The sequence below is a fragment of the Streptomyces sp. CA-251387 genome, assembly GCF_050936625.1.
GTDB lineage: Bacteria > Actinomycetota > Actinomycetes > Streptomycetales > Streptomycetaceae > Streptomyces.
The window spans coordinates 1,781,417-1,796,687 of sequence record NZ_JBNJMJ010000001.1 but is presented as its reverse complement, the minus strand read 5'-3'; the positions used below and the strand labels follow the sequence as shown (position 1 = coordinate 1,796,687).

11 protein-coding genes are annotated in these 15,271 nt (G+C 71.7%); 5 read left to right on the top strand and 6 right to left on the bottom strand.

Going from position 1 to position 15,271, the window contains the following annotated elements; translation table 11 throughout:
• Positions 1-59: 59 nt before the first annotated feature.
• The 6 genes from helR to ACQEV2_RS07855 all read right to left on the bottom strand — a co-directional run bounded on the left by helR (position 60) and on the right by ACQEV2_RS07855 (position 10,487).
• The gene (gene helR, locus ACQEV2_RS07880) at positions 60-2,246 is read right to left on the bottom strand and encodes an RNA polymerase recycling motor ATPase HelR (protein ID WP_433037982.1); all 2,187 of its coding nucleotides are present in this window, start codon (positions 2,244-2,246) and stop codon (positions 60-62) included.
• Positions 2,247-2,332: 86 nt separating this feature from the next.
• A complete protein-coding gene (locus tag ACQEV2_RS07875) occupies positions 2,333-3,520 on the bottom strand; it encodes a glycosyltransferase (RefSeq protein ID WP_433054270.1) in 1,188 nt (395 codons plus the stop codon).
• Positions 3,521-3,741: 221 nt separating this feature from the next.
• Positions 3,742-5,418 (bottom strand): allophanate hydrolase, encoded by a 1,677-nt coding sequence (gene atzF / locus ACQEV2_RS07870; protein WP_433037980.1) that lies wholly within the window; start codon positions 5,416-5,418, stop codon positions 3,742-3,744.
• A gap of 19 nt (positions 5,419-5,437) precedes the next feature.
• The gene (locus ACQEV2_RS07865) at positions 5,438-8,962 is read right to left on the bottom strand and encodes a 5-oxoprolinase/urea amidolyase family protein (RefSeq protein ID WP_433037978.1); all 3,525 of its coding nucleotides are present in this window, start codon (positions 8,960-8,962) and stop codon (positions 5,438-5,440) included.
• On the bottom strand, positions 8,959-9,576 hold the full coding sequence (locus tag ACQEV2_RS07860; RefSeq protein ID WP_433037976.1) for an urea amidolyase associated protein UAAP2: 618 nt from the start codon (positions 9,574-9,576) through the stop codon (positions 8,959-8,961). The genes ACQEV2_RS07865 and ACQEV2_RS07860 overlap by 4 nt, the downstream gene beginning before the upstream one ends.
• 86 nt (positions 9,577-9,662) lie before the next feature.
• Positions 9,663-10,487 carry an urea amidolyase associated protein UAAP1 gene (locus ACQEV2_RS07855; protein ID WP_433037974.1) on the bottom strand — a complete coding sequence of 275 codons (825 nt, stop codon included), beginning with the start codon at positions 10,485-10,487 and terminating at the stop codon, positions 9,663-9,665.
• A gap of 579 nt (positions 10,488-11,066) precedes the next feature.
• Between ACQEV2_RS07855 and ACQEV2_RS07850 the strand changes: the two genes are divergently transcribed.
• The 5 genes from ACQEV2_RS07850 (at position 11,067) to ACQEV2_RS07830 (ending at position 15,112) form a co-directional block, all read left to right on the top strand.
• Positions 11,067-11,702: a TetR/AcrR family transcriptional regulator gene (locus tag ACQEV2_RS07850; RefSeq protein ID WP_433037972.1), complete on the top strand. Its 636-nt coding sequence runs from the start codon at positions 11,067-11,069 to the stop codon at positions 11,700-11,702.
• Between the two features lie 414 nt (positions 11,703-12,116).
• Positions 12,117-13,709, top strand: a complete 1,593-nt coding sequence (locus tag ACQEV2_RS07845) for a sensor histidine kinase (protein ID WP_433037970.1) — start codon at positions 12,117-12,119, stop codon at positions 13,707-13,709.
• On the top strand, positions 13,706-14,113 hold the full coding sequence (locus ACQEV2_RS07840; RefSeq protein WP_433037968.1) for a roadblock/LC7 domain-containing protein: 408 nt from the start codon (positions 13,706-13,708) through the stop codon (positions 14,111-14,113). The genes ACQEV2_RS07845 and ACQEV2_RS07840 overlap by 4 nt, the downstream gene beginning before the upstream one ends.
• Entirely contained in the window at positions 14,110-14,511 is a 402-nt protein-coding gene (locus ACQEV2_RS07835; RefSeq protein ID WP_433037966.1) for a DUF742 domain-containing protein, read from the top strand. Before ACQEV2_RS07840 ends, ACQEV2_RS07835 begins: the two co-directional genes overlap by 4 nt.
• Positions 14,492-15,112 (top strand): GTP-binding protein, encoded by a 621-nt coding sequence (locus tag ACQEV2_RS07830; RefSeq protein WP_433037964.1) that lies wholly within the window; start codon positions 14,492-14,494, stop codon positions 15,110-15,112. Before ACQEV2_RS07835 ends, ACQEV2_RS07830 begins: the two co-directional genes overlap by 20 nt.
• Positions 15,113-15,271: the final 159 nt, after the last annotated feature.

Sequence of the window (15,271 nt, the reverse complement as noted above, 5' to 3'; positions counted from 1 at the left end):
GCGGGTGCGGGTGAGTTGTGGCTGGTCGCGCAGTTCCCCGCGCCCCTAGGGGCATCCAGTCATCGGAGGATGATCAGTTGCTGGGTTGCTCGCGTCATCGCCACATAGCGGTCTACCGCTCCCTCGATGCCCTCGCCGAACCTCTCCGGGTCGATGAGGACCACCAGGTCGAACTCCAGTCCCTTCGACAGCTCCGGAGACAGTGACCTGACTCGGGGCGTCGGTGGACGGAACGTGGGGTCGCCGATGACGCAGGCGATGCCCTCGGCGTGCTCGGCGAGCCACGCATCGAGGATCGAGTCCAGCTCCGACACGGATCCGTGGACCACCGCGACCCCGCCGGTGCGAATGGACGTCGGGACGTTGGCGTCCGGCAGTGCCGCCCGGATGACCGGCTCCGCTTCCGTCATGATCTCTTCAGGCGTGCGGTAGTTGATGGTCAGGGAGGCCAGGCTGATGCGGTCGAGGCCGATCCGCTTCAGGCGTTCCTGCCAGGACTCCGTGAAGCCGTGCCTGGCCTGGGCGCGGTCGCCGACGATCGTGAAGCTCCGGGATGGGCAACGCAGCAGCAGCATCTGCCACTCGGCGTCGGTGAGTTCCTGGGCCTCGTCCACGACGATGTGCGCGAAGGGGCCGGCGAGGAGGTCGGGGTCGGCGGTGGTCAGTTCGGAGTCGTCGGTCAGGCTGACCTGGGCGTCCTGGCCCCGCAACATCCTCACCAGGCCTTCCCCGTCGTCACCGTCGGCGCCGGAGTCGGATGCGGCCGCGATCAGGTTGTCGACGACCTGCTCCATGCGCTCACGCTGGGCGGCGAGGATCCTCTCGTGCCGGCGCTTTCGCCGGGCCACCTCGGGATCGCCCAGCCGCTGCCGTGCCGCGTCCAGGAGCGGCAGGTCGGACACCGTCCAGGCCTGAGGGTCCGCCCGCTGGAGCTTCTGAACGTCGTCGCGGCCGAGCCAGGGCGCGCACATCCGCAGATACGCCGGTACCGACCACAGGTCACCGACGAGGTCGGCTGCTTCGAGCAGCGGCCAGGCGCGGTCGAAGGCCGTGAGCAGGTCCCTGTTCTGCCTCAGCGACCTGCGCAGCAGGTCGGGCGAGACGTCGCCGTCCTGCGCCGAGGTCTCGTCGTCGTGCTTGTCGACCAGGATCGTGAGCAGCTCCTCCCAGACCTGGTCGCGCGCCTCGTTGTGCGGCGTACCGGGCTCCGCCGCTTCGAACGCCGCGGCCCAGTCGTCGGCGTTCAGCCGGACGGCGGACCAGTGGGTCGTGACCGTCATCCCCTCCGTGGGCGGCTCCTCGTAGAACCTGACGGCCTTCTCGATCGCCTTCACCAGGTCCGCGGACGACTTCAGACGGGCCACTTCCGGGTCGGCCTCTGTCCCTGCCGAGGCTCCCTCGGCGACGAGGTCCCGCAGGATGCAGGTCTGCACGCCCTCCTCGCCCAGGCTGGGCAGGACGTCGGAGACGTAGGCCAGGTACGGCCGGTGCGGGCCGACGAAGAGCACGCCGCCCCGACGGTGACCGAGGCGCGGGTCGGAGTGGAGGAGGTAGGCGGAGCGGTGCAGGGCGACGACCGTCTTCCCCGTGCCCGGGCCGCCGTCGACGACGAGCGCGCCGCGGGATCCCGCGCGGATGATGGCGTCCTGGTCGGCCTGGATGGTGCCGAGCACGTCCCGCATCCGGGACGAACGGTCGCTGCCCAGGCTGGCGATGAAGGCGGACTGGTCGTCGAGTGCGGCGTGCCGTTCGAGCCCGTCCGAGGTGAACACCTCGTCCCAGTAGTCGCTGATCCGGCCGCTGGTCCAGCGGTACCTGCGGCGGCTCGCCAGACCCATCGGGTTGGCATGGGTGGCTCCGAAGAACGGCTCGGCCGCCGGGGAGCGCCAGTCGACCAGCAGCCGACGGCCCTCGCTGTCGGTGAGGCCGAGCCGTCCGACGTACAGGGGCTCGGGGTCGTCGGCGCTGACCATGTGGCCGAGGCACAGGTCCAGGCCGAAGCGGCGCAGAGTGCGCAGGCGAGCGGTGAGCCGGTGGATCTCCGCGTCCCGGTCCATGGCGTGCCGGCCCAGGCCGCCGGGCGCTTTGCGGGCGGCGTCGAGACTGTCGGAAACCTCGGCGATCGACTGCGCCAGGCACTCCGCGAGGGCCGCGAAGTGCCGCTCGTCGGCGGCGATCAGCTCCGGGTCGGCCTTGGCGGAGAGGCGGTAGGGAAGGTCGAACGCGCTGGTGGTCAGGGGGTTCACAGCGATGGGCTCCGATCTGCGGTCGCTTGCGACAGTTGCGCGCGGGGTCTTGTGTCCTGGGCCTTGGCCTTGACGGCCCGCGAGGCTCATGCGGACACCGGCGGCGCTTCTTGGCCGATCGCGTCGAACAGCAGCCGCGCGGCCACCGCCGCCCCGTCGGTGCGGATCGTGCGGGCCACGGCGGTGGCCCGGGCGCGGGTCTCGGGGGCCAGGGCTGTCGCCAGCGCGGCCGAGAGGGACTCGAAGGCCGGAGTCGGACCGTCGTGGGCCGCGCCGATGCCCATCTCGGCGACCCGGCCGGCCCAGTACGGCTGGTCCGCCAGCTGCGGTACGACCACCTGGGGTGCGCCGGCCCGGGTGGCCGTCGTGGTCGTACCCGCGCCGCCGTGGTGCACGACCGCGGCCACCCGGCCGAACAGGGCCTGGTGATTGACGTCGCCGACGGCGAAGCAGTCGCCCCGGTCGTCGATCAGGGACAGGTCGGCCCAGCCGCGCCCGACGAGTACGCGGTGGCCCTGGGCGCGGGCCGCCTCGATGGCCACCTGGGCGGCGTCCTCCGATCCGTGCAGGGGCATGCTGCCGAAGCCGACGTACACCGGTGGTTCGCCCGCATCCAGGAACGCCACCAGCCCGTCCGGGAGCGGGCGTTCGTCCGGCAGGAACCACGCGCCGGTCTGTACGACGTCGAGGTCCGGCGTCTCCTGCCACGGGTCCAGGGCCGGGTCCGTCGCCAGCCACGGCCGGTCGCCGATGACGTAGTCACGGACGTTGTCCACCGGGGGCAGGCCGATCGACGCCCGGTTGGTGTTGAGCGCCTCACCGAACAGGGCGTTGACGTTCTGGGCGTCCAGGTCCCACAGCGCCCGGTTGTCGGTCACCTCGGGCGGGAGCGGGCGGCCCGGATACGCCAGCGGCGGGCGGTCCGCAGACGGCAGGGTGAGCTGCTGGAAGGTCACGGACACGGAGGGGATGCCCAGCTGCTCGGCCACCGACAGCGCGCCGGCCGCGGCCGAGATCATGCCGGTCGCCACCAGCACATCGCATCCCTCGGCCGCCGGGGTGACCACGTCCAGCTGACTGGCGATCACCGCGGCCGCGCGCTGGGGCAGGGACGACGGCACCGGTCCCGCCTTCGTCAGCGCGCGCGCCGAGGGGCCGAAGGGCACCAGCTCCACGCCGACACCGGCCAGCAGCTTCGCGAACTCCTCGTCCGCCGGCGCACACACCCGTACCTCCGCGCCGAGCTCCCGCAACCGCGCCGCGAGCCCCGCCATCGGCTGGACGTCCCCGCGCGATCCGTACGTCGACAACAGCACACGCACTTTGTGACTCCCCGTTTCCGCAGGTACTGGCCTTAGGCCGGAGATTCTGCGGCACGACGGGGGCCTTGCCGCAAGCCCCCCAGTGCGCTATAAGTTGAGAGTGGCAAGGAGTGGGTGACCTCCTTGCCTTCGTTATTTCTCGGGCCCCGAGGTCTGTTTCCCGAGCTCCCAGGTCAGGAGCGACCGCTCCGAAGGTACGCCCGCCAGCCCCCGTACGGCGTGATGTCCTCGGCTTCCGTGAGGGCTCCCGGCTCGCACAGGAACCCGGGGACATGGCTGCCGTCCGCCAGTTCCACGCGCCCCAGGGCCATCGGGCGGGGCAGCTCGGCGAGGAGCCGGCCGAGCCCCTCGGCCGGGAGCCGCCACACCTCGGCCTCGATCGCGGCACCTCCCGCATTGGCGCCGACGTGGACCAGGCCCGGCTTGGGCGGCGTCGTGGACAGGGCATGCAGGCGATAGACGGGCGCCGTGGCGGTCGTACGGTCGAACCGGGCGCCCAGAGCCAGGAGTTGGGGGTTCAGGGGCTGGTCGGAGAGGTGGGCGCCGACCACGGCGAGGCGGACCTCCGGGCGGAGCAGACCGGCGATCCGGGCCAGCCGTTCGTCCGTGAAGGCGGGGCCGATCAGCATCACGCCGAACGGCAGGCCGTTCACTTCACCGGCCGGGACGGAGACCGCGGCCAGGTCGAAGAGGTTCGTGGAGTTGGTGAAGCGGCCCAGGCGGGCGTTGGTGCCGAGAGGGTCGACGGCCACCTCGGCGAGGGTCGGGTGGCCGGGCGTGGTGGGGAGCAACAGGGCGTCGGCGTCCGCCAGTTCGGCTTCGGCGCGAGCGCGCAGGGCCGCGAGCCGGTCCTGGTCGGCGAAGAGCCTGTGCGCGGGGATGTCGCGGGCGCGGGTGATGATGCCGGCGACCGTGGGGTCGAGGGTGTCGTCGCCCGCCGCCCTCGCCTTGTCGACAAAGCTCCCCACGGCGGTGTAGCGCTCGGCGACGAAGGCCCCCTCGTACAGCATGGCGGCGGCTTCGGTGAAGGGGGTGAGGTCGACGGTGCGGAGGTCGGCGCCGGCGGCGGCGAGTTGCCGTACGGCTGTCTCGTAGGCCTCGGCCCAGGCTTCGTCCAGCTCGCCGAGCTGCCGCAGGGGCGGGACCGCGATGCGCCACGGTCCCGGGGCCCGCTGGGGGAGCGGGGGCAGGGCGCGGCCGGGCGGGGACGCCATGAAGGACAGTGCCTGTTCGGCCTCCGGCAGGGTCCGCGCGAACACCGTCACGCAGTCGATCGACGCGCAGGCCGGGACGACGCCCGCCGTCGGGACGAGGCCCCGGGTGGGCTTGAGGCCGACGATGCCGTTGAAGGCGGCCGGGACCCGGCCCGAGCCCGCGGTGTCCGTGCCGAGCGCGAAGTCGACGATGCCGAGCGCCACCGCGACGGCCGAGCCGGAACTGGAGCCGCCGCTGATCCTCGCCGGGTCGTGGGCATTGCGGACGGCGCCGTAGGGGGAGCGGGTGCCGACGAGGCCGGTGGCGAACTGGTCGAGGTTCGTGGTGCCGAGGACGAGCGCGCCGGCGGCACGGAGACGGGCGACCACGGGTGCGTCGGCCTCGGGCTCGTAGGCGTACGAAGGACACCCGGCGGTCGTGGGCATGCCCTGGACGTCGATGTTGCCCTTGGCGGCGAAGAGGCGGCCCGCGAGCGGGAGTTGCTCTCCCGCGGCCACGCGTTCGTCGATGATCCGGGCCTCGTCCTCGACCGCCGTCCGCGGGCGCAGATCGATCCAGATCTCGGGGCGGTCCACGGCCTCGATCCGGGCGTAGGCGGCGCGGACACGGGACAGAGCGCTCGCAGTGCTCGGCATGTCTTGTTCTCCTCGCGATTCAGCTCGCGGCGGGCGCGAGGACGACCAGCGCCGTCCCCGCCTCCACCTGATCCCCGGGCCTGGCCAGGACCTCCACGACCACGCCGGCCATCGGCGCGGGCACCCTGGACTCCATCTTCATCGCCTCCAGGGCGAGCAGCGGCTGTCCGGCCGTCACCTCGTCACCCGGCCGGACGTTCACCTGCCAGACGGACGCCGTGAACTCGGCCTCGACCAGCCGACCGCCGGCCGGGACGGTCACCTCGACCGCGGGCGCGGCCGGCGCCGCCGCCTCGTCCGCCCGCGCGAACTCGCCGGCCGCCTTCCACGCGTCCCGCTCCGCGGCGAAGGCGGCCCGCTGCCGGGCCCGGAACTCCGCGATCGACTCGGCGTTGCCGTCGAGGAAGGCCCGGTACCCGGCGAGCGAGAACGTGCCCTCCTCGATGCGCGGCACGAACCGCCCGGACGTGATGTCCGCCCGCAGCTCCAGCAGCTCCTCGGCGCCCACCGGATACCAGCGGATCCGGTCGAAGAACCGCAACAGCCAGGGCGACCCCGGTTCGAACGCCCCGCGCTGCTGCCACGCCGACCACACCTGGGTCGTACGGCCCACGAACTGATAGCCGCCGGGCCCCTCCATGCCGTAGATGCACAGGTAGGCCCCGCCGATGCCGACCGAGTTCTCCGCGGTCCAGGTGCGCGCCGGGTTGTACTTGGTGGTCACCAGACGGTGCCGCGGATCCAGCGGGGTCGCCACCGGGGCGCCCAGGTACACGTCGCCCAGCCCCAGGACCAGGTACTCCGCGTCGAACACCGTGCGGTACACGTCCTCGACCGACTCCAGGCCGTTGACGCGGCGGATGAACTCGATGTTCCACGGGCACCAGGGGGCGTCGTCGCGCACGCCCGCCATATAGCGGGCGATGGCCTCGCGGGTGGCCGGGTCGTCCCAGGACAGGGGGAGGTGGACGGTGCGGGACGGGACGACGAGCTCGTCGGTGGGCGGCAGGGAGGCGATCATCTCCCGTACGGAGGCCAGGAGTTCGGGCTGCGTCAGTCGGCTGGGGTCCGTCTGGATCTGGAGGGAGCGGATGCCAGGGGTCAGGTCGGTGATCCCGTCCGGGCCGCCCTCGGCCACCGCCTCCATCAGCGCGTGGACCCGCATGCGCAGGGCCAGGTCGAGCTGCATGGGGCCGAACTCGACCAGCAGGTTGTCGTCGCCGCTGCGGCGGTACGTCACATCGCCGTCCCGGGCCAGCACGCCGCCGTCGACGATCTCGGGGCGTTCCCGACCCGTCACGTCCACCGGCACGAACCGCACCCTGTCGCCCGGCCGCAGCTGCCCCAGCTTCCAGCGCTCCCCGCTGATCACGGTCGCCGGGCACACGAACCCGCCCAGCGACGGGCCGTCCGGGCCGAGCAGCACCGGCATGTCGCCGGTGTAGTCGACGGCGCCCACGGAGTACGGCGTGTCGTGGATGTTGGACGGATGCAGGCCCGCCTCACCGCCGTCGGCGCGCGCCCAGCGCGGCCTCGGACCGACGAGCCGTACGCCGGTCCGCGCCGAGTTGAAGTGGACCTTCCAGTCGGCGGCGTAGAAGTCGCGGATGTCGTCCTCGGTGAAGAACTCGGGGGCGGCGTGCGGTCCTTCGACGGCTGCTATGTGCCATACGGCCCCGAAGTCCGGGCGGTCCTTCGACGGCACCGGTGATCCCTGGACGACTGCCCCGCCGTGCAGCACGTCGCCCGTTCGCAGCGCGCGTCCGCCGTGCCCGCCGAACCGGCCGAGCGTGAAGGTGCTCGCGCTGCCCAGGAAGGCGGGGACGTCGAGACCGCCACCCGCGACGAGGACGTACGTCCGCAGGCCGTGCCCGGCCGGCGCGCCGACCTCCAGGGCGCCCCCCGCCGGCACCGTCACCGGCTCCCACTGCGCCACCGGAGTGCCGTCGACGGTCACCGGGGCCGGGGCGCCCGTCACGCACACGGTGGTGGGGTGCGTGAACCTCAACGCCGGTCCCTGGAGCGTGCATTCGAGCCCCGGTGCGCCCTCGTGGTTGCCGAGCGCCCGGTTGCCGAGCCGGAAGGACAGGTCGTCCATCGGGCCGGACGGGGGAACCCCGACCTGCCAGTAGCCGGTGCGGCCAGGCCAGTCCTGCACGGTGGTGAGGGTGCCGCCGGAGACGACCTCGATGCGGGGCGTCGGGTCGGTCACGGTCGCGAGGGTCGACGTCGAGTGGGCGGCCTCGCGGAAGCGGCGGTCGGCGAGCGCCGCTCGCACCAGGCCGAGGTTCGTCTCGATGCCGTCGACGCGGGTGCGGGCCAGCGCCTCGTCCAGCCGCTCCAGCGCGTGCGCGCGGTCGGGGCCGTACGCGATGATCTTCGCGAGCATCGGGTCGTACGACGTCGTCACCTCGGTGCCCGTCTCGACCCAGCCGTCGACCCGCACCCCGCTCGGGAACTCCACCCTCGTCAGCAGGCCCGCGCTGGGCCGGTGGTCGCGCGAAGGGTCCTCGGCGTACAGGCGGGCCTCGACGGCGTGGCCGCGCGGTGCGCCCGGGTCACGGACGACGTCCCGATCGCCGCGGGCCAGGCGCAGCATCCAGGCGACCAGGTCGACGCCGTAGATCTCCTCGGTGACCGGGTGCTCGACCTGGAGGCGGGTGTTGACCTCCAGGAAGTACGCCTCCTCGCGGGCTGCGTCGTACACGAACTCGACGGTTCCGGCGGAGCGGTAGCCGACGGAGGCGCACAAGTCACGAGCGGACGTGGCGAGTTGCTCGCGCACATGGGCGGGGAGTCCTGGCGCCGGGGCCTCCTCCACGACCTTCTGGTGGCGTCGCTGGAGCGTGCAGTCCCGGTCGCCGAAGGTGACGACCTCGCCCTCACCGTCGCCGAAGACCTGGACCTCGACATGGCGGGCCCGCTCGACCAGCCGCTCCAGGAACACACCTGACGAGGACGCTGCGGAGAAGGAGGCGGCGGCGATACGCCGCACCCGCTCCCAGGCCTCGGTCAGTTCGTCGGCGGATCGACATACCGACATACCGATGCCGCCTCCGCCGCCGGTCGCCTTGAGCATCACGGGGTAGCCGATGACCTGGGCCTCTTCGAGTGCCTCGGCGAGCGAACCCAGCAGCCCGGTTCCCGGCGCCAGCGGTACGCCCGCCGCCTCGGCCGCCGCCCGGGCCGTGTGCTTGGCGCCGAACAGCTCCAGTTGCCCGGGCGTGGGGCCCACGAACACGATCCCGGCGTCCTCGCAACGGCGGGCGAACGCCGCATCCTCTGACAGGAAGCCGTAGCCGGGGTGGATCGCCCCCGCTCCCGCGTCCTTGGCGGCCTTCAGCACCAGGTCGGCATCGAGATACGACTCCTTCGCGGGCGCCGGGCCGAGCCGCACCGCCCGGTCGGCGAGGCGGACGTGGGGCGCGGCGCGGTCGGCGTCGGAGTACACCGCGACCGTCCTCAGGCCGAGTTCGCGGGCCGTACGGATGATCCGGACCGCTATCTCTCCGCGGTTGGCGACCAGCAGCGTGTCGAAGGTCATTCAGTGGCCCCGATCGTCATCCGGACGGCCGTCGGATCGAAACCGTTGCAAGGGTTGTTGATCTGGGGGCAGTTGGAGACCAGGACGAGGACGTCCCGCTCGGCGCGCAGGGTCAGGGACAGCCCCGGTGCCGAGATGCCGTCGACGATGCCGAGGGTGCCGTCCTTCTCGACCGGCACGTTCATGTACCAGTTGATGTTGGAGACGAGGTCGCGCTTGCCGAGGCCGTACTTGGCGCCCTCGGCGAGGAAGTTGTCCACGCAGGCGTGCTGGGACCAGGTGTGGTGGCCGTACCGCAGGGTGTTGGACTCCTTGGAGCAGGCGCCGCCGACGGTGTCGTGCCGGCCGACGTCGTCGGCGACGACGGTCATCAGCGGGGTGTGCTCGTTGGACATCAGCACGCATCCCGTGGTGAGGAAGATGCCCCCCTGCGCGTGGATCGTGTCGGGCGCGCTGTAACGGACCGACGTGTCGTGGGCGTCGTACACGAGGAAGTCGACGGCCTGGTTGCCGTGCAGGTCGGTGATGGTCAGCGTCTCGCCGGAGCGGACGACGGACGACCAGGGGGCGCGGGCGGGGACGACGGTTGTGGTCGGGTGCTCGGTCGTGCGCATGCTCGTGCCTGTGCCTGTGCCTGTGCCTGTGCCCATGCTCGTGCTCGTACTCGTGCCTGTGCCCGTGTCCCTACTCGTGCTCGCGCTCATGCGATCCCCCTCGCGGCAAGGAATTCGGCGGTGTTGAGGAAGGCGCGGCGGCCCTCGGGCGTGGCGTCCCAGAGGGGGTCGCCGGGGCCGGTCGGTGCCGCGCGCCAGGCGAGCACCTCCAGCGGGGTGCTGACGTACTCGGGGCGGGGATCGGCCGGATGCGGCGCGTTGGCGATCAGCACGGTCACGTCCTGCTCGGCGCGCAGGGTCACACTGGCGCCGGGCCCGGCCGAGCCGGTGAAGTCGAGGGTGCCGTCCTCGCGCACCTCGACGCCCTGGAAGAAGGACAGCGACGGGGGCAGGTCCCGGGGCTCCAGGCCGTTCTTCGCGGCCGCCAGCTTGAACAGTTCGCGGCCGGCGGGGGAGGGGGACTGCGGGGTGCCGTCGCCGTAGCGCTGGGTGTTCCGTACGAGGGTGGAGGTGCCGCACAGCGCGTCGTGCCGGCCGGAGGTGTCGGCGACGACGGAGGCGAGGACGCGGCCCTGGTCGGACAGGAGCAGGCGGCCCTCGCCGAGGTAGGCGTTCCACTGCACCTTCACCGTGTCGGCGACGTTCAGCCGTTCCCAGGGCCGGTCGGCCACGTACAGCAGCAGATGCGCGCAGGCGTCGCCGCGCAGATCGGTCAGCCGCAGCTCCGTGCCGCGGGCCAGCACCCTGTGCGTGTAGTTGCCGCCCGCCACCGTCTCGGCCCACACCAGATGCCCCGCCTCGCGGGGCGGCGCCGGCCAGTCCCGGGCCGGTACGACGGGCATCGCCTCGGCCTGGCTTCCCTCCTGGGCGCGGGCGTGGTCACGGGCTCCGTAAGTGGTCTCTGTCGCCATGCGCGGACCTCCGGTCGGGTGTGGGCCTCCGGGTGCATTTCTGTCGCCCGACAGAAATTAGGGGTGAGGTGGGTCGGGGGGATTGCCGGGGTGTTGCCGGGCGGTTACTGCGGGTTGTGGGGAGGGGGTGTGCGGGGTCGGGTCGCTGGGGCGGACGGGGCGTGCGGGGCGGATCGCTCGCGGGTGACTGCTCGGCGGCTTGAACTCCTGCGTGACAGTGCTGCTCGGCGGGCGTGAACTCCCGCGCGACTGTGCCGTTCCGTGGGTCTGGGCTCCCGTGCGCAGTGCCGCCGCGCGGGCTTGGGCTCCTGCGTGGCTGTGCCGTTCCGTCGGCCTGGGCTCCCGCGCGACAGTGTCCGTTCCGCACATCCCGCCCCCTGGTCAACGCCCCCCAGCCGGCCGCCCCGGGCTGGCCACCTCGCTGCCGGCGCCCGGCGCCCGGCGCCCCGGCGCGCGCCCGCAGCCCGGCCGACTCCCGCCACCATCACGCAACCGGCAGCGCCCGGCAAGGCGTCCGACCCTGGTCGTCGAAGCACTCGACGAGATCGTCATACGCCCCGATGTGCGAGGATCGAACCCATGGGTACGTCAGGTGAGCCGGGAAGTCGGCGGGTCGGCAGGCCGCGGGTCGCCCAGCGGCCGGACAGCGGACTGGAGCCGCGCGCCGAACTCCTCGCGGCCGCCGCCGAGTTGTTCACCACCCGGGGCTACGCCGCCACCACCACCCGCGCCGTCGCCGAACGCGCGGGCATGCGGCAGGCGTCGATGTACCACTACGTCTCCGGCAAAGAGGAACTCCTCGCCGAACTCCTGGAGTCCACGGTCACGCCCTCGCTGGCGTACGCCCGTCAACTCCTGGCCGACGACGCGACCCCGGCCGAGAGGCGGCTGTGGGAACTGTGCCGCGCGGACGTGGAGCTGTTGTGCGGCGGCCCGCACAACCTCGGCGGGCTGTACCTGCTGCCCGAGGTGCGCGCCGAGCGCTTCGCCGGCTTCCATGCCGTGCGCGCCGAACTCAAGGACGCCTACCGCCAGTTGATCGCCGCCACGGCCGCGGGCGGCACACTCGCCAAGAGCGAGCTGGATCTGCGTACGGATCTGGTCTTCGGTCTGATCGAGGGTGTCATCCTCGTCCACCGCTCCGATCGGGAGCGCCCGGTGTCGGTGTTCGCCGAGGCCACGGCGGACGCGGCGCTGCGTATCGCGGGGGTCTGAGCAGCAGGTCGCGGGGCCTGAGCAGTCGGTCGCGGGGGTCTGAGCAGCAGGCCGGGCGGCGATCTGGACAACCGGCGGAAGGAGCTCTGAGCTTCTGCCGGGACCCGCCGGAATCCGATCTTTCACCCGTCACGGTGAGTGTCTTCCGCACACCTGTACGCCGTGACCCACCGTGTGCGATTGCAAGCTGAGCGTATAAATGGAGCCGAGCGTACTCCTGCTGCAGACCCCATTTCAGGTGCTTGCTGAATATGACACAGCGATGATCCGGTCGGACTAAGCTCGCCCGCAGCGCACCGAGTTGAGGCGTATTCGTGCGCTTGTTCCCAAACATGCAGAAGATACCGACATACCCATGACGTACCCCGCTGCAAGCTCCCCCTACACCCACCCGATTCGTTTCAGAGGGCCCACATGGTGAGCGTTCAATCCCCACCCCGACGCCGTGAACTCCCGTACGCGCGCGTGCTGTTGCTGCCCGCCATAGTGATGGCCGCGGCGACCGGAGCCGCCGTCGCCCTGGTGGCGGAACCGGCCCGGACGGCCGTCGGCGTGTGCGGTGCCGTGGCCCTGCTGCTGGTGCTGGCATCAGCGGCCGAAGCGGCGCGCCGCGGCCGAGCCCTGCGGGACCTGCGGGCCGAGCACGCCCGTCACACCGCGTATCTGGAACGGCGTATCGCCGCCCACGACGAGGAGATGGCCCGCCTCGCCACGGAGATCACGCCCGCCGCGATCCACCGGCTGCGCTGCGGCGCTTCACCCTATGAGGTGATGCGCGACCTCGCCGAGATCGACCCGTCGTACGCCCATCTCTCCCCGGCGCAGCTCGCGTTGGTGCAGCAGATGGTCGACATCGTCGACCACGAGGAAGCCCTGCGCGACTCCGCCCAGCGCTCCTTCGTCGACATCGCCCGCCGCGTCCAGGCGATCGTCCACCAACAGGCCGTGGAACTCCGGGAGATGGAGGAGGACCACGGCCGCAACCCCGAGGTCTTCGACGACCTGCTGCGTATCGACCACGGCACCATGCTGATCGGCCGCCTCGCCGACTCCATCTCCGTGCTCGGCGGCGGCCGCCCCGGCCGCCAGTGGCCGGAACCCGTCCCGCTGTACAGCGTGCTGCGCGGTGCCATGTCCCGGATCCTGGAGTACCGGCGCATCAGCCTGGACTCCATCGCCAAGGTCAACATCGCCGGCATCTCCGTCGAGCCGATCATCCACGCCGCGGCCGAACTCCTCGACAACGCCACGCGCTACTCGCCGCCGCAGACCAAGGTGCACGTCACCGCCACCGAGGTGCAGACCGGTGTCGCGATCGAGATCGAGGACGCGGGTGTCAGCCTCAGCGAGGAGGCCCGCGCCCGGGTCGAGGGCATGCTCGAGCGCGCCAAGCAGGGCACCGACCTCCAGGACCTCGGCGAGTCCCCGCGCCTCGGCCTGGCCGTCGTCGGCCGCCTGTGCACGGCCTACAACATGCAGGTCTCACTGCGGTCCTCCGCGTACGGCGGCGTCCGCGCCGTCCTCGTGGTGCCGCGCGACATGATGACCACCGACCCCGCGCCCGGACTCGCCCACGGCATCGGCGCCGGGGCGGCGCCCAAGGCCGACCACCCCGAGGTGCTCGAAGGCCCCAAACGCGCCCCCAAGAAGCGGCGCCCCACCAGCCCCAAGATCCCTGCCGCGGTCTCCATGGACGACGACGTCCCCGTCGTCACCGAATGGACTGCCAACGGCCTGCCTCAGCGCCGTAGCCGGGTCAAGACCCCACTCAGCAAGCGGATCGCCGAGCAGGCGGCCATCGAGCAGGCCGAACGGGAAGGCCGGCCGACCATCTGGTCGACGCGCAAGCCCGAGCCCGAGCCGGAGCCGGCGGAGGACGAGCCCGCCCCGGGGGCCTGGGTCGAGGCGTTCTGGGAGGGACTCAAGGGCAAGCCAGACCCGCTCACACTCAAACCGCGAACCCAACCGGCCCGCCCCGAGGCCGACGACGAGGGGGACCTCAAGTGATCCAGCAGCGCGCCAACTTCGACTGGATGCTCAAGGAGCTTCACGACGGCGTACCGGGCATCCAGATGATCGTGGTGCTCTCCGCCGACGGACTGCGCATCGCCCGCTACGGAGGCGACCCGGACACCGCCGACCGCGTCGCCGCGGCCTGTGCCGGCCTGCAGAGCCTGGCGAGCGCCGTCGCCTCGGAGATCCCCAACAGCGACGGCACGATGAAGATGGTCCTCATCGAGATCAAGGGCGGCTACTTCTATCTGATGGCCGCCGGCGCCAACGCCTATCTCGCCGTGCTCTCCGACACGTTCGCCGAACCCGGCCGGATGAGCAACCGCATGTCCGACCTCGTCGCCCGCATCGGCGCCCATCTGACCAGTCCGCCCCGGCGCAACGGGCAGACCGTATGACTCCTCCGCAACGCCAGCGGCGACTACCCAAGGAACAACCGCCTCCACCGCTGCCCAAGCCCGGCAACGAGAAGAAGAACCCGGAACGGCTCTTCGTGGTCGGCCCGGACGGCGGCGAGCGCGACGGCGACCTCGACCTCGTCACCTTAATCGTGGCGCGCGCCGACCCCCCGCCTTCCGCCACGCCGGAACAGTCGGCGCTGCTCCGGCTCTGTACCACCCCTCTGTCCGTGGCCGAGCTCTCGGCCTATCTGAACCTGCCGTTCAGCATGGTGACGGTTCTGCTCACCGACATGCTGACGTCCGGACTGGTGACGGCGCGCGCCCCGATCGTGCGTCAGACCGTCGCCGACCGTTCAATTCTCGAAGCGGTGATGCATGGACTTCAAAGGCTCTGACATGCTCCCCGGTCCCCGGACCGAGGACCAGCTGCCGCACACGGCCGAGGCCGCGGTCAAGATCGTGATCGTGGGCGGCTTCGGCGTCGGCAAGACGACCATGGTCGGCTCGGTCAGCGAGATCAGGCCGCTGACCACCGAAGAGACCATGACGCAGGCCGGCATCGGGGTCGACGACAACTACGGCTCGGACACCAAGACCGCCACCACGGTCGCGATGGACTTCGGCCGTATCAGCATCACCGAGCAGCTGGTGCTGTACCTCTTCGGCACCCCTGGCCAGGAACGCTTCTGGTTTCTGTGGAACGGGCTGTTCGAAGGCGCGCTGGGCGCGGTCGTGCTGGTCGACACCCGCCGCCTCGAGGTCAGCTTCGACGTCATAGGGCGACTGGAGGAGTGCGGCGTGCCCTTCGTGGTGGCCGTCAACACCTTCCCGGATGCACCCCGTTACGCCGTGTCCGAACTCCGTACGGCACTCGATCTGCCCGAGGAGATTCCCATCATGGAGTGCGACGTACGGCGGCGGGCTTCCAGCCGGGACGTGCTGATGACCCTGATGCACTTCTTGCATCGCCTGGCTACGGCTAAAGCGCCCGCGTGAGCCAGGTACCGGCCGAGCGGTACGGCCGACCCACTCCGTCCCCCGGGCTGTACGGCCCGCTCACGTCCCATCCCCCGTTCCCGGCTTCGTTGTATCGCCCGAACCGGGGGATCCCATCACCTTTTGCACACCGGAACCACTTCAGCTTCGGAGCGACCA